The sequence below is a fragment of the Actinomadura montaniterrae genome (assembly GCF_008923365.1).
Taxonomy (GTDB): Bacteria; Actinomycetota; Actinomycetes; order Streptosporangiales; family Streptosporangiaceae; genus Spirillospora; species Spirillospora montaniterrae.
Genome location: NZ_WBMR01000021.1, coordinates 1 through 24,840 on the forward strand (window position 1 = coordinate 1; position 24,840 = coordinate 24,840).

A 24,840-nucleotide genomic window follows, 5' to 3' on the forward strand; every position below is an offset into this window, starting at 1 on the left:
CGGCGGGCGCGGGGCCGCCGTTCTGGCGGACGCGGGCGAGCTCGCGCTGGAGCCGGCGCTTCTCCATCTCGAGGGTGGTGAGCGACTCCTCGTGCTCCTCGCGCAGGTAGCGCAGGTCGCGGCGGGCGCGCAGGAGGCGTCCGGCGCCGGCGAAGGTGAGCATCATGCCGACGACGAAGACGACGGCGACGCCCGCGCCGGCGAGGAACACCTGCCATTCGTTGTGGATGCCCGGGATGGCCTGGCCGAAGGCGGTGAGGTGGGACGGGTCGGTGTTGTCCATGATGATCCCGGCGGCCACGACGCCGGCCGCGGCGAGCAGGAGCAGTCCGATGAACGCCATGTGCAGATCTCCTCTGCGGTGACTCCGGAGGGGGTGCGGAGGCCCACCACCATGCCAGACGCGAAGCCGATCATGTCGAATTCGCCGTAAAAATCCAGGTCAGTGACCTTTAGTCCGATTGACGACCCGAGGTTGCCCGCCGAGCGCGCTGGGTAATGATCGTTGCCGTAGGCGGCGCCGATTCCCGGGAGGGGCCATGCCCTTGGAGGCCATCGTTTTCGACCTGGACGGCGTGCTGATCGACTCCGAACCGGTGTGGGAGGAGGTGCGGCGCGGCTACGTCGCGTCCCACGGCGGGCGGTGGCTGCCCGACACGCAGCAGCGGCTCATGGGCATGAGCACCGTGGAGTGGGCCCGCTACATCGCGACCGACCTCGTCGACGGCGTCACCGCGGAGGAGGTCGCCTACGCGGTGATCGACGAGATGTCCCAGCGGTACGCGGCGGGGCCGCCGCTGCTGCCGGGCGCGGAGGACGCCGTCCACCGCCTCGCCGCGTACCGGCCGCTCGGGCTGGCCAGCTCGTCCCCCCGCGCGCTCATCGACCTGGTCCTCGGGCAGCTCGGCGTGGACGGCCTGTTCCGCGCGACCCTGTCCACCGAGGAGGTCGACGCCGGCAAGCCCGCGCCGGACGGCTACCTCGCCGTCGCCGGGCAGATGGAGGTCCCGCCCGAGGACTGCGTCGCGATCGAGGACTCCAGCAACGGCCTCCGCTCCGCGCACGCGGCCGGGATGACGGTGGTCGCGATCCCGCGCGAGGCGCACCCGCCGTCCGACGACGCGCTCGCGCTCGCCGCGCACGTCGCGAAGGACCTCGACGAGCTGACCCCCGCCCTGCTCACCGCCCTCTGACCCCATCCCGGGGACGGTTGTCGGCGGGCGCTCATAGGATGGGCCGATGGCCTCCCCCGAGTTCCCCGAGACCCCGGAGACACTGGACACGCTGCGGCGCGTGTTCGGGTACGACGCGTTCCGGGACGGGCAGCGGGAGATCATCGAGCACGTCGTCGGGGGCGGCGACGCGCTGGTCCTGATGCCGACCGGCGGCGGCAAGTCGCTGTGCTACCAGATCCCGTCGCTGGTCCGGAAGGGCACCGGCGTCGTGATCTCGCCGCTGATCGCGCTCATGCAGGACCAGGTGGACGCGCTGCGCGCGCTCGGCGTCAACGCCGGCTTCCTCAACTCCACGCAGGACCTCGACGAGCGCCGCGTCGTGGAGGCCCAGTTCCTCGCGGGCGAGCTCGACCTGCTGTACCTCGCGCCGGAGCGGCTGCGCGTCCCGGCGGCGGTCGAGCTGCTCGACCGGGGCGACGTCGCGCTGTTCGCGATCGACGAGGCGCACTGCGTGTCGCAGTGGGGCCACGACTTCCGGCCCGACTACCTGATGCTGTCCGGCTTGCACGAACGCTGGCCGGACGTGCCGCGCATCGCGCTGACCGCGACCGCGACGGAGGCGACCCGCGCCGAGATCGCGTCCCGGCTCCGGCTGGAGGACGCCCGGCACTTCGTCGCGAGCTTCGACCGGCCGAACATCCAGTACCGGATCGAGCCGAAGACCGACGCGAAGCGGCAGCTCCTCCGGCTGCTGCAGACCGAGCACAAGGGCGACGCGGGCATCGTGTACTGCCTGTCCCGCAACTCGGTGGAGAAGCACGCCGCGTTCCTCACCGAGAACGGCATCGAGGCCCTTCCGTACCACGCGGGCCTCGACGCGGAGACGCGCGCCGCGAACCAGGCGCGGTTCCTGCGCGAGGACGGCCTCGTCATCGTCGCGACGATCGCGTTCGGCATGGGCATCGACAAGCCGGACGTCCGGTTCGTCGCGCACCTCGACCTGCCGAAGTCCGTCGAGGGCTACTACCAGGAGACGGGCCGCGCCGGGCGCGACGGCCTGCCGTCCACGGCCTGGCTCGCCTACGGGCTGCAGGACGTCGTCAACCTCCGCAAGATGATCGACTCCGGGGAGGGCGACGCCGCGTTCCGCCGCCGCCAGTCCCTGCACCTGGACGCGATGCTGGCGCTCTGCGAGACCGTCGAGTGCCGCCGCGTCCAGCTGCTGAACTACTTCGGGCAGTCCGGCGAGCCGTGCGGCAACTGCGACACGTGCCTGTCCCCGCCCGAGACGTGGGACGCGACCGTCCCGGCGCAGAAGGTGCTGTCGGTGATCGTCCGGCTGGAGCGGGAGCGGCGGCAGAAGTTCGGCGCCGGGCACATCGTCGACATCCTGCTCGGCAAGAAGAACGCCAAGGTCATCCAGTTCGACCACGACGCGCTGAAGTCGTTCGGCATCGGCACCGAGCTGCGCGAGGCGGAGTGGCGCGGCGTCGTCCGGCAGCTGCTGGCGCAGGGGCTCGTCGCGGTCGAGAGCAACCACGGCACGCTCGTCCTGACCGAGGCGAGCGCCGGCGTCCTGCGCGGGGAGCGCAAGGTGCCGATGCGCCGCGAACCCGAACGCGCCCCGGCGAAGGCGGCGAAGGCCGCGAAGGACCGCAAGGCGCCCGTCGAGCTGCCCGCCGAGGCGGCGCCGCTGTTCGAGCGGCTCCGCGCCTGGCGCGCCGCGACCGCCAAGGAGCAGGGCGTCCCCGCCTACGTGATCTTCCACGACGCGACGCTCCGCGAGATCGCGACGGCGCGGCCGTCGTCCCTCGCCGAGCTGGGCAAGGTCAGCGGCGTCGGCGAGAACAAGCTCGCCAAGTACGGCGAGCAGGTCCTCGAGACCCTCGCCGAACCGGCCTAACCGGCCTGACCGGGCCTGGAGCGGAGCGCCGGCGGGCGATCGGCGCGGCGGAGGGCGTCAGGTGAGGGCGGCGGCGACCTCGCGGGCGGCGCGGTGGCCGGACTCGACGGCGCCGTCCATGTACCCGGCCCAGCGCGTGGCGGTCTCGGTGCCGGCCCAGTGCAGCGGCCCGACGGGCCTGCGGAGGGCCGGTCCGAACCGCGTCAGCGTGCCGGGCGTGGCGAACGCGCCGTAGCAGCCGCGCGAGTACTCCTCCTCCGCCCAGTCCCGCTCGATGAACGCGATCGGGTCGCGGGCGCGGGGGCCGAAGTACCCGGCGAGGTCGGCGAGGACCCGCTCGCGGCGCGCCGCCGGGTCGAGCCGCGCGGCGGCGTCGGCGTGCCGGCCCTCCAGGAACCCGACGAGCACCCCGGGCGCCCCGCTCTCCGGGGTGTTGTCGAAGACGACGGCGAACCCGCGGCGGTCGCTGTTGGCCTGGCCGCTGAAGCCGTCCGCGCGCCAGAACGGCTCGTCGTACACGACGTTCACCTTGATCACGCGGCCCATCGGCAGGCGCTGGACGAGCTGGTCGCGGTCGCCGGGCAGGCCCGGCGCGTACCGGATCCGGGCGGCGAGCGGCGGCGGGACGGCGATGACCGCCCGCCGCGCCCGCACCTCCGCGCGGGGCGTGCGGAGCCGGACGGAGCCGTCGGTCCACTCGATCTCGGTGACGGGCGCGTCGAGGACGACCCGGTCGCCGAGCTCGCCGGCCAGCGCGAGCGCGATCCGCTGGGAGCCGCCGGAGACGCGGTCCTGCTGCGCGCCGCCGGTCGTCTCGATCAGCGGGTCGAGGCCGCCGGCGGACGCGACGTAGAAGGCCGCCCACAGCGCGGACATGTCGTCCGGCTCCGCCGCGAACACCGCCTGCGTGATCAGCCGCATGAAGGAGCGGCCCGCGCGCGTGTGCAGGTTCCGCCGGATCCAGGTGCCGAACGTCGCGCCGTCGAGCCGCGCCGCGTGCGCGGCGGCCCACGGCTCGTCCACCGGGACGCGGCGGGCGAGCCGGTCGAGGCGCGCCGAGCCCTGGCCGATGTCGAGGATCGCGGCCGGGGAGAGGCGCGGGACCCGTCCCTTGTACGCGCTGCGGCGGCCGCCGAACTCGGCGATGTGCCGTCCCTCGTCGTACGTCGGGTAGGTGCTGAGCCCGAGCTCGCGGATCAGCGCGAGCACTTCGTCCTGCCCGGGCCCGACCCACTGGCCGCCGACCTCGATCGGCCCGCCGCCGGGGAGCTCGCCGTTCAGCAGGCGGCCGCCGACGCGGTCGCGGGCCTCCAGGACGACGGCGTCGTGCCCGTCCCGGACGAGGTCGCGGGCCGCGACCAGGCCCGCCGCACCCGCGCCGACGATCGCGACATCGGCCTCCATGGCGCCTCCCGTACGCTTTGAATCTCACATACGTCTTGTATGTGTTATACATGCCGCGTGGAGCCTGTCAAGAGCCGCCGCGAGCAGTACGTCGAGAGCACCCGCGCGGCCCTCCTCGACACCGGCCGCCGCCACTTCACCGAGCGCGGCTTCGCCGACGTCTCCGCCGAGGAGCTGGTCCGCGCCGCCGGCCTCACCCGCGGCGCCCTCTACCACCACTTCAACGGCAAGCAGGGCCTCTTCGAGGCCGTCTTCGAGGAGTTCGAGGACGAGGCCGCCCAGCGCATCGCCGCCGCGATCGCCGGCGAGGGCGGCGACGCGTGGCACCGCGGCATCGCCGGGATCCGGGCGTTCCTCGACATCTGCGCCGAGCCCGGCTACCGCCAGATCGTCCTGCTCCAGGGCCCCATCGCGCTCGGCTGGCCGCGCTGGCGCGAGCTCGACCAGCGCTACCTCGGCGCCCTCCTGGAGGACGGCCTCACCGCGATCCTCGGCGCCGCCCCCGCCCACCCGCCGCCCCTCACGGCCGCCGCCCTCTACGGGGCGCTCACCGAACTCGCCCTCACCATCGCCGACGCCGCCGACCCCGCGCAGGCCCGCGACCAGGCCGTCCAGCTGGTGGCCGCGATGCTGAAGGGCGTGCGCACGTTCCAGTGAGCGGCCGGCGAGCCGCGGGCAGGAGACGCGCAGCCGATTCCCAGGGTTCTCCCAGGATCCGCCACGGACTCCTACCAGCCGCCCCCGCTTCAATGTCCCCCATGCGAACCAACAGGAAGACCATCGCCGCCGGGGCCGGCGCCGCCGGACTGCTCGGGCTCGGCCTGTACCTCGCCGTCCCGGCCGCCGCGAACTCCGCCCCGTCCCCCTCCCCCTCCGCGACGAGCGCCGCGCCGAAGGCGCACCCCGGCCACGGCAAGCGCCTGGCCGCCCTCCGCCGCGTCCGCGGCGTGCACGGCGAGGCCACCGTCCGCACCAAGGACGGCTTCCGCCTCGCCGACTGGCAGCGCGGCAAGATCACCGGCATCTCCGGGACGACCCTCACCGTGCGCAGCGCCGACGGCGCCACCTGGACCTGGACCACCAACGGCGACACCCGCGTCCGCAAGGACGGCGGCAAGTCGACGGTGTCCGCGCTCGCGAGCGGCGCGCAGGTGTTCGTCCTGGGCGAGCGGACGGGCGGCACCCGCACCGCCAAGCTCATCCGCGAGCCGAAGAAGAACTGACCTCCCCTGCGGCCCGGCGGCCCCGGCCCTACGGCCACCGGCCGCCGGGCCGCGCGGCGTCGCCGCCGCCGGCGGAAGGTAGTTTCGAGGCAGGACGGCGGCCGGGCGCGGTGCCCGGCCGGAGGCCGACGGCGGGAGCCGATGAGCGAGAACCGGCGCGTGCTCGTCGTGGACGACGAGGCCAACATCCGCGACCTCATCGAGGTCGCGCTGCGCTTCCACGGCTTCGCCACCGTCACGGCGGCGTCCGGGGAGGACGCGCTGCGCGCCGCCGCCGCCGAGCGGCCCGACCTCGTCCTGCTCGACGTCATGCTCCCCGACCTCGACGGGTTCGAGGTGTGCCGGCGGCTCCGCGCGGGCGGCGACCAGGTCCCGGTGATCTTCCTGACCGCGCGGGACACCCCGTCCGACACCGTCACCGGGCTCACCCTCGGCGGCGACGACTACGTCACCAAGCCGTTCTCGATCGAGGCGCTGATCGCCCGGGTGCGGGCGGTGCTGCGGCGCGCCGCGCCGCCCGCCGGCGGGGTGCTGCGCGTCGCCGACCTGGAACTGGACGAGGGCCAGTGGACGGTCCGCCGCGGCGGCGTCGAGGTGGACCTGTCGCCGACCGAGTTCCGGCTGCTCGCGCACCTGATGCGCAACGCCGGGATGGTGCTGTCCCGCGGCCAGCTCCTGGAGAGCGTGTGGGGCTGGGACCACGGCAACCCGCAGGTCGTCGAGACCTACATCAGCTACCTGCGGCGCAAGCTCGACCCGCTCGGCACGCCGCTCATCCACACCCAGCGCGGGGTCGGGTACGCGCTGCGCCCATGACGCTCAACGCCCGGCTGCTCGCCGGCCTGCTCGCCGTCACCCTCGCCGGGCTGACGATCATGGGGCTGGTCAGCGCGCTCGTTCTGCACGGCTACCTGATGCACCGGGTGGACGGGCAGCTCCAGGCCACCCGCGACCGGGCGGTCGCCCGGCTCGTCCGGCCCGGGCTGCCCGAGCAGGGCGTCGCACCGGCCCGGTTCGTCGTGCTCGCGGTCGGCCCGAACGGCCGGGTGCGGGTGCTCAGCGGGGACGCGCCCGCCCCGGACCGCGCGGTCAGCGAGGTCGAGCACCTCGGCACCGCCGGCCTCGCCGCCCGCGCCCGGTCGCTCGAACCGTTCTCCCTGCCCGGGCTGCGCGCCGTCGCCCGGCCCTGGCGCAACGGCACCGTCGTCGTCGCGTCCCCGCTGGACGAGATCCATGCGGCCGTCCGGAACCTGGTCCTCACCGAGGTCGCCACCGGCGCGCTGCTGCTCGCCGTGCTGACCCTGCTCGGCCGGTGGCTGATCCACCGCGGGCTGCTCCCGCTGGACCGGATGGCCGCCACCGCGCAGGCGATCACCGCGGGCGGCGACCTGCGCGCCCGCATGCCCGGCCCCGGCCACCGCACCGAGACCGCCCGGCTCGCGACCGCCATCAACGTGATGCTCGACCGGATCGAGCAGGCGTTCTGGGCCCGCAGCCGCTCCGAGGCCCGCGTCCGCGCGTTCGCCGCCGACGCCTCGCACGAGCTGCGCACCCCGCTCACCACCATCCAGGGCTACGCCGAGCTGTACCGGCACGGCGCCCTCGGCCCGGACGAGCTGCCCGACGCGATGCGCCGCATCGAGGACGAGGCCGGCCGGATGAACCGGCTGGTCACCGACCTGCTCGACCTCGCCCGCCTGGACCGGGAGGCCGCCGTCCAGCCCGCCCCGACCGACCTCGTCGCGCTGGCCAGGGACGCGGTGGCGGACGCGACCGCCGCCGCGCCCGGCCATCCCGTCCGGCTCGACGCGCCCGGCGAGCTCGTCGCGACCGTCGACGAGGCCCGCATCCGCCAGGTCCTCGCGAACCTGCTCGCCAACGTCGCCGCCCACACCCCGCCCGGCACGCCCGCGACGCTCCGGCTCGCGCCCGGCGTCATCGAGGTCGCCGACGAGGGTCCCGGCATGGCGCCCGAGGACGCGGCCCGCGCGTTCGAGCGCTTCCACCGCGCCGAGCAGGGCAGCACCGGCGCCGGCCTCGGCCTGCCGATCGTCGCGGCCATCGCCGCCGCCCACGGCGGGCGCGCGGAGCTCCTCACCCGCCCGTCCGGCGGGACGACCGTCCGCATCACCCTCCCCGAGGAGCCCCCACCCGCCACGTGACCGGCGCGTCATGCCCCTTCCGGAACCGCCGTCGAGGGTCAGGTGACCGGCGCGTCCCAGGCCGCTCTCCAGGTCGCCGGGCCGACGACGCCGTCCACGCCGAGCCCCTTCTCGCGCTGGAACGCCCGGCACACCTCCTCCGACGCCGGGCCGTACGCGCCGTCCACCGCGATGGACCAGCCGCGCGCCTTCATCCGCGCCTGCCATGTCCGCACGTCGTCGCCGCGCATGACGGGCGGCTGCGTGATGTACCGTCCGGGCCACGCCGGGGCGTGCGGCGCCGACGCCCCGCCCACCTTCCACTGCCCGTAGTCGTCGTGGACGGCCCGGTCGTAGTCGACCCCCACCCCGTTGATCCGGTGGTCGTTGGAGTACTGCTGGAGCTGCGCGCGGGAGTCCCAGTTCCCGCCCGACCACGCGTACGTCTGCCACCCGAACGTGATCTTCTTCGCGTCGAAGGCCCGCTTGACCGGCCAGTACCCGCCGTACAGGCCCACCCGCCCGCGCCCGAGGACGGACGCCGCGCCGTCCGCGTACGCGTTGATCGCCGCCTGCTGCTGCGGCGTCGCGTCGAAGTCGACCGCGAAGTAGATGGGCCGGTCTCCGGGCATCCCGCAGGCCTTCGCCTGCGCCGCGGCGTCCCGGGCGTCCGCGGCGCCGCCGTCCCGCCCCGACAGCGCCCGCGACGCCGTGCTCTCCCACACGACGACCAGCCACAGCCCGGCCTCCGACAGCTCCCGCGCCTCGGCGGCCGTCAGGTTCTTGCCGGTCGTGTCGTGCGAGAGGTAGCGGCAGACGAACTTCGCCCCCGCATCGCGCAGCGCGGACGCACCCGGGCGCCCCCACGCGTAGTCGACACCGAACACGCTCATCCCGTCGTCCCTTCACCGGGGTCCGTCGGAGGCAGGCAACACCCCGCGAACCGCCGCGACCACCGATGTTCCGCGTTGTTCAGCGCATCGCCGCCCGAACGCCGCATCGGGCACCGGACGTCCGTCATCTTCTGGCGATTCTTTGGTGAAGCGACGTGAAACAGGACAGTGACCTGAGACACATGCGGAGTTATGATCGCTTCGAGGCCGCGACACTACGGGTCTCCGCAGTTACTGGGCGCATCTGACGCGCGTCCAACCTCGCGCCAGATGCACGGCATGACGGTGAGGTCGGACCAGCATGCGGCAAGGCGAGTCCCTGTCCCGCCGGTGCGGCCTTTCCGAACGTCTGTTCCCGCGTTCCCTCGTCCATCCCCGCCTGCTCCCGAGCAAGCCGCGACGTGGGGACTCCAGCGAGGAGGCAACATGACCTACGTCGAGCAAGAGTCCACTCCTCAGACCCCGCCCGCGGTCGCCGACCCCGCCCCGCTCGGGCTGGCCGCGTTCGCCCTCACCACGTTCCTTCTCTCCGCCAAGAACGCCCAGTGGACGGACGGCACCGACGCCTGGCTCGGCTACGCGCTCGGCTACGGCGGCCTCGTCCAGCTCCTCGCCGGGATGTGGGAGTTCCGCAACCGCAACGTGTTCGGTTCGACCGCCTTCTCCACGTACGGCGGCTTCTGGATCGGGCTCGGCCTGTACATCCTGCTCGTCGCCAAGGAGGGCAACGCCGACCAGGTCGCCAACGACCTCGGCTGGATCCTGCTCGCCTTCGCGATCTTCAACACGTACATGCTGCTGTGGAGCACGCAGGTGAACCTCGCCGTCTTCGGCGTCTTCCTCACCCTGGAGATCACCGAGATCGTGCTGTTCATCGGGAACTTCTCCACCAACGAGACGACGATCAAGGTCGGCGGCTACATCGGGGTGATCACCGCGCTGGTCGCCTGGTACACCTCCGCCGCGGGCGTGATCAACGGCATGCTCGGCCGGACCGCGCTGTTCGTCGGCAAGCCGATGTTCAACCTCACCCCGACCAAGCCCTGACCCGCCCGTCCGAAGGCCCCTCGCACACCCCGCGAGGGGCCTTCGCCGTTTCGCGTCCGGCCGGGCCGGTCGGAGGACGGTCCGGTCAGAGGGACGGGCCGGGGCCGTCGTCGTTCAGCCAGTCCCAGGCGATGCGCGCGGCCTCGAGCGCGAAACGCCCGAGGGCGGCGAAAGCCGCGATCTGCCGCCAGTTCCAGCGACGGTGGGGCTTGCTCATCCAGATCACCCTCCCTCTCCCGCCTGTCCACGGGACGCCTCCCGGACGGACCTGCCACGGTCCACCGTTCGGCGCCCTTCGCGGAGGAGCGTACCCAGGACCATGGCAGAGATATCGAACACAAGTTCGAAGTCAGCTAAAATCCGGCACCGCCCGAATCCCCAGGTCGGCGCGGCGATGAGTCCGGCGGTGCGGGCAGGTCTATCCCGTGACCGATCGAACCGACTCAGCAGGAGTGGGCATGGGCCTCATCCACATCGAACTGTTCGCGACCCTCGACCTCGTCGGGCAGGCGCCCGGCGGCCCCGACGAGGACCCGGCGGGCTTCCCGTTCGGCGGCTGGCAGGCGCCCCTGCTGGACGACGTCGCCGGGGCGCAGATCGGCGCCGCCTACGAGGGCACCGACGCCCTCCTGCTCGGCCGCCGGACGTACGACATCTTCGCCGCCTACTGGCCGTACCAGGAGGGCGGGCAGGACAACGAGATCGCCACGCTGTTCAACAGCGTCCCGAAGTACGTGGCCTCCCGCGGCGCGCCCGACCTCCCGTGGGCCGGGTCCACGCTGCTCGGCCCGGACCTGCCCGCCGCGGTGCGCGAGATCCGCGACCGGCACGAGCACGTGAAGGTCGTCGGGAGCCTGGACCTGGTGCAGACCCTCCTGCGCGAGAAGCTCTTCGACCGCCTCGACCTCTGGGTACACCCGATCGTCCTCGGGGTCGGGAAGAAGGTGTTCGACGGGGGCGCGGTGCCCGCGAACGTCACGCTGCTCGAACCGCCGGCGGCCAGCCCGAAGGGCACCGTGTACCTGCGCTACGGGCTCGCCGACGGCACGCCCGCGACGGGGGACATGAGCGCGCCCGACCGGGGAGTCTGAACCCGCCCCGGCGGCGGTGGGATCTCGTTCACCAGCTGATACCGGCCGCGACCGGCCGGTGGTCGCTGCCGGTGGCGGGCAGCACCCATGAGCTCCTCGGCTTCACACCGCGGACGAGGATCTGGTCGATCCGCACCATCGGGAACTCCGCGGGCCACGTGAAGCCGAAGCCGTCCCCGGCCGCGACCTGGGCGGAGCGCAGCCGCGAGGTGATGCCGGCGAACGCGCGGTCGTCCGTGGAGCCGTTCAGGTCGCCGAGCAGCACGACCCGCTTGTTCTGCTCGGCGGCGATGGCCCTGGCGAGCGCCTGCGCGTTCCGGTCGCGCGAGTCCGTCCAGAAGCCGGCCCTGGGATTCACCCGCACGGACCCCAGGTGGGCCACGTACACCGCGAGCGGTCCGTGCTTCGTGGCGACCGTGGTACGCAGCGCCCGGGAATAGGACAGCTTGAGGGCCTCCGGCTTGGTCGCCGCCAGCGGCCCGTAATCCATCTCGATGTCGACGGGCCGGGTGTCCGACAGCGGCAGCTTGCTCCACAACCCGACCGTGCCCTGCACCGCGTGGTACGGATACGCCTTCGCCAGTTCCTTCTCGTACGTGCCCTTGGCCTGCTGGGTCAGCTCCTCCAGCGCCAGCACGTCCGCCTTGGAGGCGGCCAGGTCACGGGCGGTGCCCACCGGGTCGGGGTTGTCGGCGCCGACGTTGTGGCTGACCACCGTGAGGTCGGCGCCCGGGTGGGACTTGTCGGTGAGCAACCCGCCGAAGAGGTTCAGCCACACCGCGACCGGCAGCAGCAACGCGACCACGGCGGAGGGGGAACGGCGCCACACCGCCCCGGCCAGCAGGACGGGGACGAACAGGCCCAGCCAGGGCAGGAGGTTCTCCACCAGGCTGCCGAGGTTCCCGATCCGGTTCGGGATCTCCGCGTGCAGCAGCATGACCAGGCCCAGCAGCAGCGCCAGCGCCACGAGCACCGGGCCGCGCCTCCAACTTTCCGGCCGGGAGCCGGCGCGGACCGCCCGCCGGACGCCCCCGCGAACGCCCGCGCGCCACGTCCCGGCGTCGGTGGGCCGCTCCTCGGCGTCGCCCTGCTCGGTCTCCGCGGTGTCCGCCTGCGCCATCGTCCGTCCTCGTTCACTGCCGTGATCAGGCCGCGAGGAGCCAGCGAATCCGGCGGGTCGTCGTTCGTGCCGTGTGATGACCACCGGCCAGGGACCGACCGCCCCTTGACCTGGTGTCTCGGCTCCCGATGCTACGAAGCGCCGCATATCGTCGGCGTATCGAAAACCGCGCACACCCGCCGCACCGGCCGCTTTCGTCACGCATAAGGCGCGCGACGCCGGGAACTGTCGTCGCAAAGGCACAGACCGTGACCGTCTATACGCAGGAGGGTCGGTGCGCTCCCCGCATGGCACCCGAATCCAGCAGCTCCCCCGGCGTTTCGGCTCTGGAAGAAGCGGCCCGCGCCCTGCTGGGCGTCTGGCATCGAGCCCGCCGCACCGTCGCGGGGCACCTGTCACCGGTACAGCTGGACGCGATGGAGGTCGTCGCCGTCCGTCCCGGCCTCACGCTCAGCGAACTCGCCGACGAGCTGCGCATCCTGCCCTCCTCGGCCAGCCGCCTGTGCGACCGCCTGGAGACCGCCTCGCTGCTCGAGCGCGCACCCGCCCGCGCTGACCGGCGGCAGGTCGCCCTTCACCTCACGCCGGACGGCGCGGACCTCTTCAACGACCTGCGCCGGCACCGCAGCGCCGACCTGCAGACCGTCCTGGAGCACATGACCGGCACCGAACGCACCCATCTCCAGCGCGGCCTGGACGCCTTCACCCGCCACGCCCGCGCCCGCGGGCCCGTCCCGACCGCCGACGCCTCCCCCTGACCAGCGCCTCTCACGCGGAAGGCTCGACCGGGCGCGCCGTCGACGGCCGCGCGCCCGAGCGCCGACGCCGGATTCCGCGCCGGCTTGCGGCCCTGCCGGAGACCGATGTTTGACGAACCCCGCGGCATGGTACTTATAATTTGAGTTGCAGGGTTCTTCCTCCCTGCGAGGCAGAGACAAATCCCGGGCGTGGAGGCCCCGGGGATCTTCGGAGGTGAGCGAGCGATGCTGCTGACGTCGATCGACCCGTTCGTGCAGGAGTTCGAGCGCCAGTTCGACCGTGCGGTCCGGCAGGCCGGGCTGAGCGGCCGCGGGGACGGCGCGGGCATGCCGATGGACGGGATCCGCCGCGCCGACGACGTCGTCCTGCGGTTCGACCTGCCCGGGATCGACCCCGGCTCGATCGAGGTCACCGTGGACCGCGGCGTGCTGACCGTCAGCGCGCGGCGCGAGGAGGAGTTCGGCGAGGACGAGCGCGTCTTCGTCCGCGAGCGCACGATGGGCGCCTTCACCCGCCGCGTCTACCTGTCGGAGCACCTGGACGCCGACGCGATCGAGGCCGCCTACAACAACGGCGTCCTGGCCGTCCGCATCCCCGTCCTGGAGCAGGCGAAGCCCCGCAAGATCGCCGTCCAGGCCGCCGACCAGAAGGCCATCCGCACGTGACCGCGAGCCGGAACGGCCGGCCCGCCACGGATCCGCGGTGACCGGCACCGCACCCGAAGGTCTGCCCGGCCCCGGCCGGGCAGACCTTCCGCACGCGGCCGGGATGAAAAAGAAGGAGCGCCGGTGAAACTGCCCATGGACGACGAGCACGCGGCGCTGTTCACCGTCGGGCAGGTCGCGGACATGCTGCAGGTGCAGCAGGCGTTCCTGCGCCGCATCGACACCCACCAGATCGTCTCGCCGCAGCGCTCGGCCGGCGGGCAGCGCCGCTACAGCCGCGCCGAGATCGGCCGCATCCAGCAGGTCGTCACGATGATGGGCGAGGGCATGACGCTGCCCGCCATCCGGCGGATCTTCGAGCTCCAGCACGAGCTCGCCGAGCTCACCCGCGAACGCGACGCGCTGGCCGCCCGCCTGACCGCGCTCGGCCAGGACCCCGCCGCCCGGCCCGGGCCCCGCCCGGCGGGAGAGTGACGCGACGTCCGAGCAGGTGAAGGCCGCTTCACGGGCCGGGGGACGGCCGGAGCCGCCTGACGCGCAGTCCGCGCCTGTTTCGTGATCAGAGCTGCATGAGCTTGCCGACGAGCGCGGTGAGCTGGGCGCGCTCGCTCGCGGTGAGGGGGGCGAAGGTCTCTTCCAGGTAGGAGGAGACGGTGCTCTCGGCCTCGGCGAGGCGTTCGCGGCCTTTGCCGGTGATGGTGACGGCGTAGGAGCGGCGGTCGTCGGGGTTGCGTTCGCGGCGGACGAATCCGGACCGGTCCAGGTCGTCGCACACGCTCACCATGACGCTGCGGTCGATGCGCAGTTCCTCGCTGAGCACCTGCTGGGAGCAGGGGCCGACGGCGTCGAGCATCTTCAGCACCAGGTGCTGGCCGACGCCGAGGCCGTGCCGGGTGGCGTGGGCGTCGGCGGCGCGGGCCAGGTACGCCGAGGCGCGGCACATCGCGATGTCCGGGCGTTCGGCCGCCAGCGTCGGGAAGTACGCCGGCCGGGCGGGCTTGGAAGGCATGGGACTCCTGCACTGTCGACCCGCCCGAGGCTACCAGAACCATCTGCCGCTCAATTGTTTGACAGCAGATCATTTGCGAGCATACGGTTTCGTCTCGTTGCAGATCGTCTGCTCAAAGATGGAGTGGTGTTCCGGTGATGCGTCCCGACCGCCGGGCGACGGCGGCCCTGATCCTGCTGTGCGCGGCGGTGTTCCTGGACTCGATGGACCTGTCGCTGATGGGCGTGGCGCTGCCCGCCATCGGCGCCGACCTCGCGCTGCCCGAAGGCACGCTGCAGTGGCTGATGTCCGGCTACGCGGTCGCCTACGGCGGCTTCCTGCTCCTCGGCGGAAGGCTGGCCGACCTGCTCGGACGGCGCCGGATGTTCCTGGCGTCGCTGGCGGTGTTCGCGGCGGCGAGCCTGGCGGGCGGCCTGCTCTCCGACGGCCCGCTCCTCGTCGCCACCCGCGTGGTGAAGGGCGTCGCGGCCGCGCTGACCGCCCCGGCGGCACTGTCGCTGATCACCACGACGTTCGCCGAGGGGCCGCGCCGCAACCGGGCGCTCGGCGTGTACGCGCTGGCCGGAGCGACCGGCTACAGTGCCGGGCTGATCGCCTCCGGGCTGCTCACCGAGGTGAGCTGGCGGCTGGTGTTCTTCCTGCCGGTGCCCGTCGCGCTGCTCGTGCTCGCCGCCGCCCCCAGGGTGATCCCGGCCGGACGCGCCACCGGCCCGCGCACGGGATTCGACACGGCGGGCGCCGGCGCCGTCACCGGCGGCGTCCTGCTCCTGGTCTACGCGCTCACCGAGACCAGCTGGCCCGCCGGCGCGGCGGCGCTGGCGCTGCTCGGAGCGTTCGTGGCGATCGAGCGGCACCGCCGGAACCCGCTGGTGCCGCTGGACGTGCTGCGTTCACGACGGCTCGCCTCGGCCAACCTGGCCGCGCTGGCCTGGGCGTGCGCGACGATCGGCTGGCAGTTCGCGGCCGTCCTGTACCTGCAAGGCGTGCTCGGGTACTCGGCGCTGGACACCGGGCTGGGGATCGTCCCCATGGGCCTGGCCATCGTCGTCACCGCCAACCTGGCCGGACGGCTGATCGGACGCTGGGGCCTGCGGCGCACAGCGGCGCTCGGGCTGCTGGTGCAAGGCGCCGGGATCCTGCTGTTCCTGCGGACGGGCACGTCCAGCGGCTACGCGACGGTGCTGCTGCCCGCGCTCATCGTGCACGGCGTCGGCAACGGCCTGTCGTTCCCCAGCCTCAACATCGCCGCGGTGTCCAGCCTGCCCGACGACCGCCAGGGCCTGGCCTCCGGGCTGGTCACCTCCGCCGTCCAGATCGGGGCCGGCATCGGCGTGGCGCTGCTCGCGGCGGTGATGGCCGTCCCGGCGTCCGCGCTGGACGGCTACCGCGCGGCGTTCCTGACCGCCGGGTCCTTCTCGCTGCTCGGCGCGGTCATCGCCTACCTCGGCCTGCGGACCCGAGCCGAACCCGCGGCCGCCGAACCGGCGACCACCGCACCGACCTCCACCCGAGCCTGAGGAGCACCTCGATGAACCTCGACCTGACCCCCGACGAGCTGCTGTCCACCACCCGCGCCGTCCGCAAGCGGCTCGACCTCGACCGGCCCGTCCCGCGCCGGCTCATCGAGGAGTGCGTCGACCTGGCGACCCAGGCGCCCACCGGACGCAACCGGCAGCGCTGGCACTTCATCGTGGTCACCGAGCCGCGCCTGCGCCGCGAGGTGGGCGACATCTTCCGCCGCGCGCTCGCCGCCGCGGAGGGGCACCCGCTGAACGAGCACGACATCCGCCGCATGAACCACGCCCCGCGCTCCACCCAGGGCGTGTTCGACGGGCTGCGGCACCTGACCGACAACATCCACCGCGTCCCGGCGTTCGTCATCCCCGCCATCGAAGGACGCACCGATCACGCCTCGACGACCGTCCAATCCGGCACGTGGGGGTCCATCCTGCCCGCGACCTGGAGTTTCATGCTCGCCGCCCGCGCCCGCGGCCTCGGCACCACCTGGACCACCGCCCAAGGCCCCCTCGAACACGAACTCGCCGCCGCACTGGGCGTCCCTTACAACGAGGTCATGCTCGCCGCGTTCATCCCGCTCGCCTACACGATCGGCACCGACTTCAAGCCCGCGCCCCGCATCCCACGCGACCAGGTGCTGCACTGGGAACAATGGTGAACACCCTGCGCCGCTATCCGCCCAGGTGGGGGCCCACCACCCCGGTTTACGCATCCGGTGGAACTCGGCGTAGAGGTCCTCCATCAGCGCGGTGAAGGACGCGAACCGCTCAGGCGGTTCGGCCTTCCAGGAGAACAGGCTGTAGGCGGCCCATTCGCCCGAGGCGTCGACGTCGCCGGGGTCCAGGAACAGGATCCCGGCATCGCGCCAGCCGTCCGTCGTCAGGAGGAACTCCCGGTAGGACGGGGTCGCCATTCCATGGAGGGCATCCTGCCGACCGCCCATGACATTTCCCGGCCACGCTCACAAGAGCGGGGACCTTGACGCCGCGAAGTCGGGCGCCGGGCTCTCGTAGACTCCGCGGTCATGACTGAACGATGGCCCTTCATCCACCACGTGACCTTCATCGCCGCGGACCTTGAGGCGAGCACGAGCTTCTACACCGCCGCGCTGAAGCCTCTGGGCGTCGTCGGGGAGGCGGCCGACGGCGGAGCGGAGTTCTGGGAGGAGGAGCTGGACACCCCTTCCTTCGGCCTGTATCCGGCGGGCGATGCCACGGTGACGCGGGGCGCGCACATCGCCTTCACCGCTCGCGACCGGAACGCGGTCGACGCCTTCTACGCGGCCGCGCTGGCGGCCGGCGGCACCTCCCGGCACGAACCGCGGCTTTGGCCCGAGTATGGGGCCTATTGCGCGTTCGTTAACGACCCGGACGGCAACAACGTCGAGGCGGTGTACAAGGAGCAGGCGTAGCGCGCAGGGGCACCGCCGAGCACGGCTCGTCGGTCATTCCTGTGGTTCCCGCGGGTTCGAACCGTGCAGGAAGCGCTCGCCGAGCGGCGTCAGGGCATGGTGCACCGTCTTGCCCCGGCGCTCGCTGGTGATGAGACCGGCGCCGCGCAGGGCGGTGGCATGCTGGGACGCGGACGCCGCGCTGATCTTCAGCCGGGCCGCCAGCGCCCCCGTCGTGAGCTCCCGCTGCGCGCCGACCACCCGGATCACCGCCGCACGCGTCCGGCCGAACACCTGCGGCAGGGCGTCGCGCCCGCCCGTCGCGCCGAACGGACGCGACGCGGGAACCACCACGGCCACCGGACCGTCGCCGGCGATCAGGACCCGCGGCTCGGTGACGAACGGCGAGAGGACGAACTGAAGGCCGCGCCCCCGCAGGTGCACGTCGCCGTCGCGCAGCGTCTCGACCTCCAGAACCGGTGACGACCAGCGGATCCCGGCGTGCAGGCCGCCCAGCAGGCCGCCGATTCCGCGGTCGGCCATCGTCCGGGCATGGCCGCCCGCCTCGGCGGACAGGTGGGCGTCCATGCCGGACCACAGGTCGGCCAGCGCGACCCGGTGGAAGTCACGGACCCCGCGGATGAGCGCCCGCATCGCCTCCGCATCTCCGGCGGCCAGGCGGGTCAGCCACGAAACCGGCGGCCGCGGACCGTACGCCCGCTCGAGTTCCGTGCGGATGCGCCGCACGGGCGTCGAGGCGACGGCGTCGAGCTCCGATTCGAACCCCGGCACGTGCGTGTACGGCGTCAGGAAATCGGGGAGCAGGCGTCCGGGCGGGACCAGGTCGAGCAGCAGACGCGACGGGCCGGTGAGCCTCGTCCGCGTCCGCGCCCGCCATGGGCCGGGAACGGGCTCCGGCCCGGTCCCGCGCAGGGCCTGCGCGCCGAGGACGGTCTGGGCGATCGGCGAGAGGCCCGGAGTGATGCGGATCCGGGTGAGGTCCTCGTAGTCGAGCCAGAGCCGCAGCATGGCCGGAATTTACAACATTTAGGCTATTTTCAAAATCATTGCACCCGGGGCGGAGCCTCCTGGAAGGTGCGGGCATGAAACGCCTCCGCCTGTTGTGCCGCACCGTTCCGCTGATGGTGTTCGCCGCCCTTACCGCGGTCGCGCTGCCCGCCCGCGCCGATGCCCGAGAGGGCGACATCGACGGAGTTCCCTACCGCGTCGAGGTCCCCGCCCACTGGAACGGGACGCTTCTCCTGTGGAGCCACGGCGCGTACAGCCTGGAGTCCCCCGCGCCCTCGGACATCGAACTGACGAACCACCCGGCCACGAAGCAGTGGCTGCTCGACCACGGATACGCGCTGGCGGCCTCGCAGTTCCGCGTTCCGCGCGGCTGGGGCGTCGTCGAGTCCGGCCTGAAGGACCAGATGGACCTGCTCGACTGGTTCACGGCGAACATCGGCAAGCCGCGGCGCACCATCTCGGCGGGCGCGTCCGCCGGCGGCCTCACCGCGGTCCTGCTGGCGGAACGCGACCCGCGCCGCTTCGCCGGCGTCGCCTCCCTCTGCGGAGTCCTCGGCGGCACGACCGGCCACTTCAACAGCGCCCTCGACGCGAACTTCGCGATCAAGACACTTCTCGCGCCCGGCCTCGACCTGGTCCATGTCAAGGACCCGCAGGCGAACACGACCAACGCTCGCCGCGCCCTCGGAGCCGCCCTCGACTCCCCCCAGGGACGCGCCCGCATCGCCCTCGCCGCCGCTCTCGCCGACATCCCCGGCCGCTACGCCTCGCGTGCGCCGGCACCCGACACGGTCGCCGGGCAGGTCGAACAGCAGACCTACTACGCCGCCTACGACCGGGGCGCCTTCTGGGGCCTCACCCGCACCGACATCGAGCAGCGCGCCGGCGGCAACCCGTCCTGGAACACGGGCGTGGACTACCGGACGCTCCTAGCCCGCTCCAGCCAGAAAGAGCTGGTGAAACGCGCCTACAGCGAGGCCGGCCTGAGCCTCCGCGACGACCTCGCCCGCCTCGACGCGGCACCCCGGGTCAAGGCCGACCCCACGGCCGTCCGCTACCTCGCCCGCTACGGCACCCCCACCGGCCGCACCCCCTGGCCAGTGGTGACCCTGCACACGACCGGCGACGGCAACGTCCCCCCGGAGAACCAGCGCCGGTACGCCGCCCAGGTGCGCCGCGCGGGCGACCCGGCCAACCTGAAGCAGCTCTACGTCGACCGCGGCTACCACTGCTCCTTCACCGCCTCCGAAGAGATCACGACCCTCCGGACCCTCCTGACCCGAATCGCCACCGACCACTGGCCGACCACCCGGCCGACCGCGCTGAACAGCGCCGCGACCGGCCTCGGCCCCGACTACCAGACCGTCTTCGACACGGACCCCGAACCGGGCCTGCACCCGACGACCCCGTCCTTCACCCACTACCACCCAGGCCCGTACCTGCGCCCATAAGCCACAGTCAGAGGCCATGGTCCGCGGGGGCGAACCATGGCCTCTGACCTCCCCACTCCGGTGGGTCCGCTGTCAGTTCCGGCGCATCATGCCAGGGGGTGAGCGCGTCCTCCAGTGCTGCTCGCGCGCCGCGCAGGGCGAGGCGGAGCTGGTCGGGCGTGCGGCGGACCTGGGCCAGCAGGAGGCCGCCCTGAATCGCGGCCATGGTGAGGTCGGCCGGCTCGGTCACGTCCACGTCCGGGCCCAGCGAGCCGAGGCGTCCTTCGAACACCGTCACCCCTCATCCTCCGCAAGCCCGTACCGGCGGACGCCACGGTTGATCGTCTTCTGGGCGGGCATACCCATCTCCCCCAGGGGCCGTCCCCTCGACCAGATGCCCTGGCCATCACGGATCCGGTGGCCCACGCACGTGCAGGAGAGATGCAGCTTGTCCATGACCGCCGAGCAGAACAGCGAGGTCCCCGCCTACGGATACGGGCGCTGGCGGCAGCCGCTGCGGACCCGCCGCGACCGCGACGCCGAGACCATCCGGCAAGTGCTCCGCAACGCCGGACGGCCCGAGTTCTGCCACCCCGGCGACGGCTTCTTCGTCGACGGCGGCCGCGACGGCGAACCGTTCCTGGTCGCCTGCGCCTCCCGCGCCCGCCGCCGCACCCTCAGCCCCGCCGCCGAAATCGCCGCCTACACCGCCGCCCTCACCACCGCCGGCATGCGCGTCCAAACCCCGACCGGCCCCGACGTCAGCCCCCTGATCCTCCACGTCCGCCTCACCTGACGACCAGTGCCGGCACTGACGGACATACACGAGTTGTGAACACGTCGGTGTCGGCCCCAGGACGAGCCCCCGCCCCCGAGCGCGTCCGCTGCCGAAGCGGTGCTGGAAGATCCCGCCGACCGCCACGACGTCATCCGCATCGTGCTCGCCGCCGTCACCACGTGAATATGGGCCGGCCCGCCCGCCACGGGAAGTCACTACAGCTCGCCGCCTCGATCGACTACCTTCACTCCATGCGCACTGAGGCCGGGAAACGGCTGCTCGCCCTGCGCCGCCCGATGGCCGAGCCGCCGTCCGGCGCGTGCCCGGTACGGCGCTGATCCGCGTCCGCCATGTCCGAGAGACGCGAGCGCCGGGCACGGCTGCGGCAACGGCTGTGGCAGCCGCCGCGGCCGCATGGGGGGCAGCCGCTGGAACGGGACGTCAGCCCGCTCGAACTGTTCTACGACCTGGTCGTGGTCGTGCTCGTCGGGCAGGCCGCCCATCAGCTGGCGGGGCACGTGTCGCGGCGCGGGCTCGCCGACTTCGGCGCGGTGTTCATGCTGGTCTGGATCGCCTGGCTCAACGGCAGCCTGTACCACGACCTGCACGGCCGCGAGGACGCCCGGAGCCGCACGGTTCTGCTGGTGCAGCTTCTCGCGCTGGTCCCGCTGGGGGCGTTCATCCCCCGGGCCGGCGACCGGGGCGCCGTCGCGTTCCCGGTCGGCGCCGCGGTGCTGTTCCTGGTCCTCGCCCTGATCTGGTACCTGGCCGGCCGCCCGTCCGAGCCGCGGTTCCACCGGTCCAGCCTGCTCTTCGTGGCCGGGACGGGCGCCTGCGCCGCGGTCCTGGCGGCGACGGCCCGGCTGCCGCCCGACGCGCGGGTCACCGCCTGGCTCCTCCTGGACGCCGCCTACCTGGCCGGGTTCAGCGCCATGATCGGGAAGGCGCCGCCCGGCCTCGCCGTCACGCCCGCGCTCATCGAGCGGTTCGGCCTGTTCATCATCATCGTCCTCGGCGAGACGATCGTCGGCGTCGTCGACGGGCTCGCCCACGAACCGGCGGACGCGCTGACGATCGCCGTCGGCCTCGTCGCCGTCGTCATCGGATTCGGTGCGTGGTGGACGTACTTCGACTTCGTCGGCCACCGCCCGCCGCGACCGGCCCGCGCGTCGACCGTCCGGTGGATCATCACGCACCTGCCGTTCACGGCCGCGGTCACCGCCATGGGCGCGACCATGCCGAGCCTGGTCGAGCACGCCCACGGTGGACGGACCCCGGCGCCCGTCGCTTGGCTGCTCTGCGGCGCCACCGCGCTGGTGCTCGCCGCGGCCATGGGCATCGCGTCGTCCCTCCAGGCCTGGGACGACAAGCGTCCGCTCTACCACCTGCTGGCCCGCACCTGCGCCGTCGTGGCCGTCCTCTGCCTGGCCCTGGGCGCGGCGCGGCCGGCTCCACTGCCGCTCGGCCTGGCCCTCGTCGTCCTGCTCGCCGTGCCGTGGAGCTTCGCCGTCATGCATCGCGCCACCTGGGACGCGGGAGCGCAGGACTGACGACCCCTCCTGCCGCCAGATCGTGGCGCTTCTCGAGACCAGCGAGTCGCATGTCTGATCGGCATGTCCGGGCCCCCGCACAACCAACAGCACCCGATCCGCGCTGCGCGCGGTGCCCGTTTTCGGCCACAAGCTGGGCTGCCCGGTGGTCTGCCTGATGTGTACGGCCGCCCCATCTTGCAACAGCGACCCAACCTTCAGTCATGTCCGGTTCGTCCACTCCCCGGTGGGGAAGTGGAGGACTACCCGCGGCTGTAAGGGCTTGAACGGGCCGGGTTCCTGTGTCATGAAACAGGCAAGGGGACGCCGGGTTCCCCGTTGCCGCTCAAGCTCAGGTCGCCGCCGGAAGCGTCCTTCAGCGACCGCGAACTCCAGGACGCCAATAGCCGAGCTGCATCCCGGCTAGGTCAGTCGCCAAGCCTTGTTGATGTTCGGCCCATGAGCCGTCGGAACACCGCCCAGCACCGCGCCCGTCCTCCAGCGCGAGACGGAACAAGGACGGAAGGACCAGGATGACCACCTCGTTCGAGACCATCAACACCCGCCTGGACGGCAACGTCCTCTTCGCGACGTTCCACGCGCCACCGATGAATCTGATCGGTCCCGGGATCGTGCGGGACCTGGTCACGCTGGTCCGCGAACTGTCACTGCCGGCCGCCCCGCGCGTGGTGGTCTTCGCGAGCGCGGACGCCGAGTTCTTCTTTCCGCACGTCGATATGACGAAAGTCCCCGAGTACACCGCCGAGGCAGCGAAAGCCGGCGGTCCCGGCGACGCCTCCTTGGGAATGCTGTTCCGCAGGCTGAGCGAGATTCCGGCCGTCACCATCGCCGCGCTGCGCGGTCGCGCCCGAGGAGCCGGCAGCGAGTTCCTCCTCGCCTGCGACATGCGGTTCGCGTCCCGCGAGAACGCCGTCCTGGGCCAGCCGGAAGTGGGAATCGGAACGCCCCCGGGTGCGGGAGCCGTCCAGCACCTCACCCGTCTGATGGGCCGGGGCCGGGCCCTCGAGGCCGTGCTGACGTCGTCGGACTATGACGCCGACCTCGCCGAACGCTATGGCTGGATCAACCGCGCGATCCCCGACGCCGAACTCGACGAGTTCGTGGCCGGTCTCGCCGCGCGCATCAGCCGCTTCCCCCGCGACGCGCTGATCGCGGCCAAGTCGGCCATCAACGCCATCGGCCTGCCGTCTCCCGCCGAAGTGCGCGCGGACGCCGCGTTGTTCCAGCAACTCGTGCGCGGCGAGGAAACGCAGCGGCGCACGGCCGAGTTGTTCGAGAAGGGCTTCCAAACCCGAAGCTCCACCGAACTTCACCTCGGCGAAGCCCTGGGCGGATTGGGACCCGCCGACTGACCCATGGCCCGTGAAACGGTGCGGCGCCACCTCATTTGAGACCGCGGAACCTCAGCTTGCCGACGTCCACCAGCACCTGCGGCGGGAAGCGGCCGGCTGTCGCTTGCGCCACCTTGATGGTCGCCGCGCGGTGAGATCCAGTTCGCCGGTCACGGTGATCTGCCGTGTGCTCAGACCGGCGTTTCGATCCCGGTGGTCAGGTGGCTGCCCGCCGACTCGGCTTCCCACTGCAGGGGGATCTCGAAGCGGACGATGGCGCCTTGGACGCGCCGGTTGGCGATCTGGAGGTTGTCGGCCAGCGCGTTGATGATCTGCAGGCCGCGCCCGTGTTCGGCGGTGGCCTCGGGGCTTCGCGCGGCCTGCTCCAAGGTGATGGCGTCGAAGCCATGGCCGGTGTCGACGACCTCGATGACGCATCTGCGGTCGATGATGTGGATCCGGACTTCGTACTCGTCACCGGGGTGAGCGTGCTGGATGACGTTCGCACACGCCTCACCGAGGGCCAGGGCGATGTCGGAACGGGTCCCGGGCGTGCATCCGAGGACCTTGAGCGCGGCGTCCAGGACGTCCCTGGTCACGTGCGCCGTCTCCGCGTCCCTGGGCAGGCACAGCATCAGCGTGAGTTCCACTAGGCCCCCTGAGCCTCAACGCGCAGGCTGCCTGCGCTCGCAGCGTGCCACCATACAGCCGGTTCGCGCACGGGGCGGCCGCACCGGCGCTGGAACCGGCTCGCGCTGCGGTGCCAGACTGCCCGGCATGGCGGTCTTGGTCAGGTCTGCCCGGCGAAAGGCGGGCGGAGGGGCTCTCGATCGCCGCGAGGTCCACCCTGTCCGGGGCGGATCCACCGGGACGCCGGCGTGACCGCGGGTGCGCGACGTTCTGCCTGTGGGCGGCGGTGCTGGCCGGTCCGGCGATCGGGACGGTGGCCGACCGGGTGCGGCGGCGCCTGCTGATCGGGACGAGCCTGGCCATGGCCGCGCTGCTGCCGGTGCTGCTGGCGGTGCGCTCGGGCACGTGGCTGTGGCTGCTGCTGTCGGTCATGGTGGTGTACGGGGTCAGCAGCGTCCTCATGGACGCAGCGGAGGCGGCGCTGGTGGCGACGGTCGTCCCAGCCGAGTTGCGCGGTGACTTCAACGGGCTGCGGATGACGGTGAACGAGGGCGCCGAGCTCATCGAGCACCTCGGCGGGCAGGACCTCGCCGACGACGCGGTCGCGGTGTGCCTGGACTGGAAGCAGCCGGCCACCGACAGCTCCTCACCGGCGCACCCGGCGGAGACTCAGGAGTCCTCGGACGCGCCGGGCTGAGCTTCGGCAGGCGCCGAAACCGGCTGCGACGCCGGGCTTCGTTCTTCGCGAGCCGCG

28 protein-coding genes are annotated in these 24,840 nt (G+C 72.7%); 19 read left to right on the forward strand and 9 right to left on the reverse strand.

What is annotated here, in order from left to right; genetic code table 11:
* Positions 1-343, reverse strand: a 343-nt coding sequence (locus tag F9B16_RS10540) for a hypothetical protein (protein ID WP_151539830.1), incomplete at its 3' end; no start/stop codon positions are given.
* A gap of 196 nt (positions 344-539) precedes the next feature.
* Between F9B16_RS10540 and F9B16_RS10545 the strand changes: the two genes are divergently transcribed.
* Together F9B16_RS10545 and recQ are read left to right on the forward strand one after the other, a co-directional pair.
* Entirely contained in the window at positions 540-1,193 is a 654-nt protein-coding gene (locus F9B16_RS10545; protein WP_151539831.1) for an HAD family hydrolase, read from the forward strand.
* 46 nt (positions 1,194-1,239) lie between these two features.
* A complete protein-coding gene (recQ, locus tag F9B16_RS10550; RefSeq protein WP_151539832.1) occupies positions 1,240-3,078 on the forward strand; it encodes a DNA helicase RecQ in 1,839 nt (612 codons plus the stop codon).
* Between the two features lie 57 nt (positions 3,079-3,135).
* Here recQ and F9B16_RS10555 read toward each other — a convergent pair whose 3' ends face one another.
* On the reverse strand, positions 3,136-4,482 hold the full coding sequence (locus F9B16_RS10555; protein WP_151539833.1) for a flavin monoamine oxidase family protein: 1,347 nt from the start codon (positions 4,480-4,482) through the stop codon (positions 3,136-3,138).
* A gap of 57 nt (positions 4,483-4,539) precedes the next feature.
* Between F9B16_RS10555 and F9B16_RS54095 the strand changes: the two genes are divergently transcribed.
* From F9B16_RS54095 to F9B16_RS10575, 4 genes are all read left to right on the forward strand, one after another.
* Complete coding sequence (locus tag F9B16_RS54095; RefSeq protein ID WP_404800488.1) at positions 4,540-5,139, forward strand: TetR/AcrR family transcriptional regulator; 600 nt, start codon at positions 4,540-4,542, stop codon at positions 5,137-5,139.
* Positions 5,140-5,240: 101 nt separating this feature from the next.
* A complete protein-coding gene (locus F9B16_RS10565; protein ID WP_151539835.1) occupies positions 5,241-5,705 on the forward strand; it encodes a DUF5666 domain-containing protein in 465 nt (154 codons plus the stop codon).
* A gap of 141 nt (positions 5,706-5,846) precedes the next feature.
* Complete coding sequence (locus F9B16_RS10570; protein ID WP_151539836.1) at positions 5,847-6,521, forward strand: response regulator transcription factor; 675 nt, start codon at positions 5,847-5,849, stop codon at positions 6,519-6,521.
* Positions 6,518-7,867 (forward strand): sensor histidine kinase, encoded by a 1,350-nt coding sequence (locus F9B16_RS10575; protein WP_151539837.1) that lies wholly within the window; start codon positions 6,518-6,520, stop codon positions 7,865-7,867. The genes F9B16_RS10570 and F9B16_RS10575 overlap by 4 nt, the downstream gene beginning before the upstream one ends.
* A 38-nt stretch (positions 7,868-7,905) precedes the next feature.
* Here the strand turns inward: F9B16_RS10575 and F9B16_RS10585 are convergent, their stop codons facing one another.
* Positions 7,906-8,739 carry a glycoside hydrolase domain-containing protein gene (locus F9B16_RS10585; RefSeq protein ID WP_225991530.1) on the reverse strand — a complete coding sequence of 278 codons (834 nt, stop codon included), beginning with the start codon at positions 8,737-8,739 and terminating at the stop codon, positions 7,906-7,908.
* A 426-nt stretch (positions 8,740-9,165) separates the two neighbouring features.
* Between F9B16_RS10585 and F9B16_RS10590 the strand changes: the two genes are divergently transcribed.
* The gene (locus tag F9B16_RS10590) at positions 9,166-9,786 is read left to right on the forward strand and encodes an acetate uptake transporter (RefSeq protein ID WP_151539838.1); all 621 of its coding nucleotides are present in this window, start codon (positions 9,166-9,168) and stop codon (positions 9,784-9,786) included.
* Between the two features lie 85 nt (positions 9,787-9,871).
* On the opposite strand, the gene F9B16_RS53550 is transcribed toward F9B16_RS10590, so the two are convergent.
* Positions 9,872-10,003, reverse strand: coding sequence for a hypothetical protein (locus F9B16_RS53550; RefSeq protein WP_264159695.1), 132 nt, complete (start codon positions 10,001-10,003; stop codon positions 9,872-9,874).
* 241 nt (positions 10,004-10,244) lie between these two features.
* Here F9B16_RS53550 and F9B16_RS10595 point away from each other — a divergent pair, with 241 nt between their 5' ends.
* Positions 10,245-10,877 carry a dihydrofolate reductase family protein gene (locus tag F9B16_RS10595; protein WP_151539839.1) on the forward strand — a complete coding sequence of 211 codons (633 nt, stop codon included), beginning with the start codon at positions 10,245-10,247 and terminating at the stop codon, positions 10,875-10,877.
* Positions 10,878-10,905: 28 nt separating this feature from the next.
* Here the strand turns inward: F9B16_RS10595 and F9B16_RS10600 are convergent, their stop codons facing one another.
* On the reverse strand, positions 10,906-11,997 hold the full coding sequence (locus F9B16_RS10600; RefSeq protein ID WP_151539840.1) for an endonuclease/exonuclease/phosphatase family protein: 1,092 nt from the start codon (positions 11,995-11,997) through the stop codon (positions 10,906-10,908).
* Positions 11,998-12,284: 287 nt separating this feature from the next.
* Here F9B16_RS10600 and F9B16_RS52580 point away from each other — a divergent pair, with 287 nt between their 5' ends.
* The 3 genes from F9B16_RS52580 to F9B16_RS10615 all read left to right on the forward strand — a co-directional run bounded on the left by F9B16_RS52580 (position 12,285) and on the right by F9B16_RS10615 (position 13,895).
* Entirely contained in the window at positions 12,285-12,755 is a 471-nt protein-coding gene (locus F9B16_RS52580) for a MarR family winged helix-turn-helix transcriptional regulator (RefSeq protein ID WP_225991531.1), read from the forward strand.
* A 225-nt stretch (positions 12,756-12,980) separates the two neighbouring features.
* A complete protein-coding gene (locus F9B16_RS10610) occupies positions 12,981-13,421 on the forward strand; it encodes an Hsp20/alpha crystallin family protein (protein WP_151539841.1) in 441 nt (146 codons plus the stop codon).
* A 123-nt stretch (positions 13,422-13,544) separates the two neighbouring features.
* Complete coding sequence (locus tag F9B16_RS10615) at positions 13,545-13,895, forward strand: MerR family transcriptional regulator (RefSeq protein ID WP_151539842.1); 351 nt, start codon at positions 13,545-13,547, stop codon at positions 13,893-13,895.
* Positions 13,896-13,980: 85 nt separating this feature from the next.
* Here the strand turns inward: F9B16_RS10615 and F9B16_RS10620 are convergent, their stop codons facing one another.
* Positions 13,981-14,430: a MarR family winged helix-turn-helix transcriptional regulator gene (locus F9B16_RS10620; RefSeq protein ID WP_151539843.1), complete on the reverse strand. Its 450-nt coding sequence runs from the start codon at positions 14,428-14,430 to the stop codon at positions 13,981-13,983.
* Positions 14,431-14,567: 137 nt separating this feature from the next.
* On the opposite strand from F9B16_RS10620, the gene F9B16_RS10625 reads away from it, so the two are divergent.
* The 3 genes from F9B16_RS10625 (at position 14,568) to F9B16_RS10635 (ending at position 17,359) form a co-directional block, all read left to right on the forward strand.
* Entirely contained in the window at positions 14,568-15,947 is a 1,380-nt protein-coding gene (locus F9B16_RS10625; protein WP_225991540.1) for an MFS transporter, read from the forward strand.
* Between the two features lie 11 nt (positions 15,948-15,958).
* Positions 15,959-16,606, forward strand: a complete 648-nt coding sequence (locus F9B16_RS10630) for a nitroreductase family protein (protein WP_151539845.1) — start codon at positions 15,959-15,961, stop codon at positions 16,604-16,606.
* Positions 16,607-16,972: 366 nt separating this feature from the next.
* Positions 16,973-17,359: a VOC family protein gene (locus F9B16_RS10635; protein WP_151539846.1), complete on the forward strand. Its 387-nt coding sequence runs from the start codon at positions 16,973-16,975 to the stop codon at positions 17,357-17,359.
* Between the two features lie 33 nt (positions 17,360-17,392).
* Here the strand turns inward: F9B16_RS10635 and F9B16_RS10640 are convergent, their stop codons facing one another.
* Positions 17,393-18,367 (reverse strand): ArsR/SmtB family transcription factor, encoded by a 975-nt coding sequence (locus tag F9B16_RS10640; protein ID WP_151539847.1) that lies wholly within the window; start codon positions 18,365-18,367, stop codon positions 17,393-17,395.
* Positions 18,368-18,441: 74 nt separating this feature from the next.
* Between F9B16_RS10640 and F9B16_RS10645 the strand changes: the two genes are divergently transcribed.
* Positions 18,442-19,818 carry an alpha/beta hydrolase family protein gene (locus F9B16_RS10645; protein ID WP_225991532.1) on the forward strand — a complete coding sequence of 459 codons (1,377 nt, stop codon included), beginning with the start codon at positions 18,442-18,444 and terminating at the stop codon, positions 19,816-19,818.
* Between the two features lie 7 nt (positions 19,819-19,825).
* Here the strand turns inward: F9B16_RS10645 and F9B16_RS10650 are convergent, their stop codons facing one another.
* A complete protein-coding gene (locus tag F9B16_RS10650) occupies positions 19,826-20,095 on the reverse strand; it encodes a hypothetical protein (protein ID WP_151539848.1) in 270 nt (89 codons plus the stop codon).
* A 156-nt stretch (positions 20,096-20,251) separates the two neighbouring features.
* Here F9B16_RS10650 and F9B16_RS10655 point away from each other — a divergent pair, with 156 nt between their 5' ends.
* From F9B16_RS10655 to F9B16_RS10665, 3 genes are all read left to right on the forward strand, one after another.
* Positions 20,252-20,593 (forward strand): hypothetical protein, encoded by a 342-nt coding sequence (locus F9B16_RS10655; protein WP_151539849.1) that lies wholly within the window; start codon positions 20,252-20,254, stop codon positions 20,591-20,593.
* Between the two features lie 332 nt (positions 20,594-20,925).
* Positions 20,926-22,125, forward strand: coding sequence for a low temperature requirement protein A (locus F9B16_RS10660; protein WP_151539850.1), 1,200 nt, complete (start codon positions 20,926-20,928; stop codon positions 22,123-22,125).
* Positions 22,126-22,637: 512 nt separating this feature from the next.
* A complete protein-coding gene (locus F9B16_RS10665; protein ID WP_151539851.1) occupies positions 22,638-23,477 on the forward strand; it encodes an enoyl-CoA hydratase/isomerase family protein in 840 nt (279 codons plus the stop codon).
* 170 nt (positions 23,478-23,647) lie between these two features.
* Here the strand turns inward: F9B16_RS10665 and F9B16_RS10670 are convergent, their stop codons facing one another.
* A complete protein-coding gene (locus F9B16_RS10670; RefSeq protein ID WP_151539852.1) occupies positions 23,648-24,106 on the reverse strand; it encodes an ATP-binding protein in 459 nt (152 codons plus the stop codon).
* Positions 24,107-24,216: 110 nt separating this feature from the next.
* Here F9B16_RS10670 and F9B16_RS10675 point away from each other — a divergent pair, with 110 nt between their 5' ends.
* Positions 24,217-24,783, forward strand: a complete 567-nt coding sequence (locus F9B16_RS10675; protein ID WP_404800490.1) for an MFS transporter — start codon at positions 24,217-24,219, stop codon at positions 24,781-24,783.
* Positions 24,784-24,840: the final 57 nt, after the last annotated feature.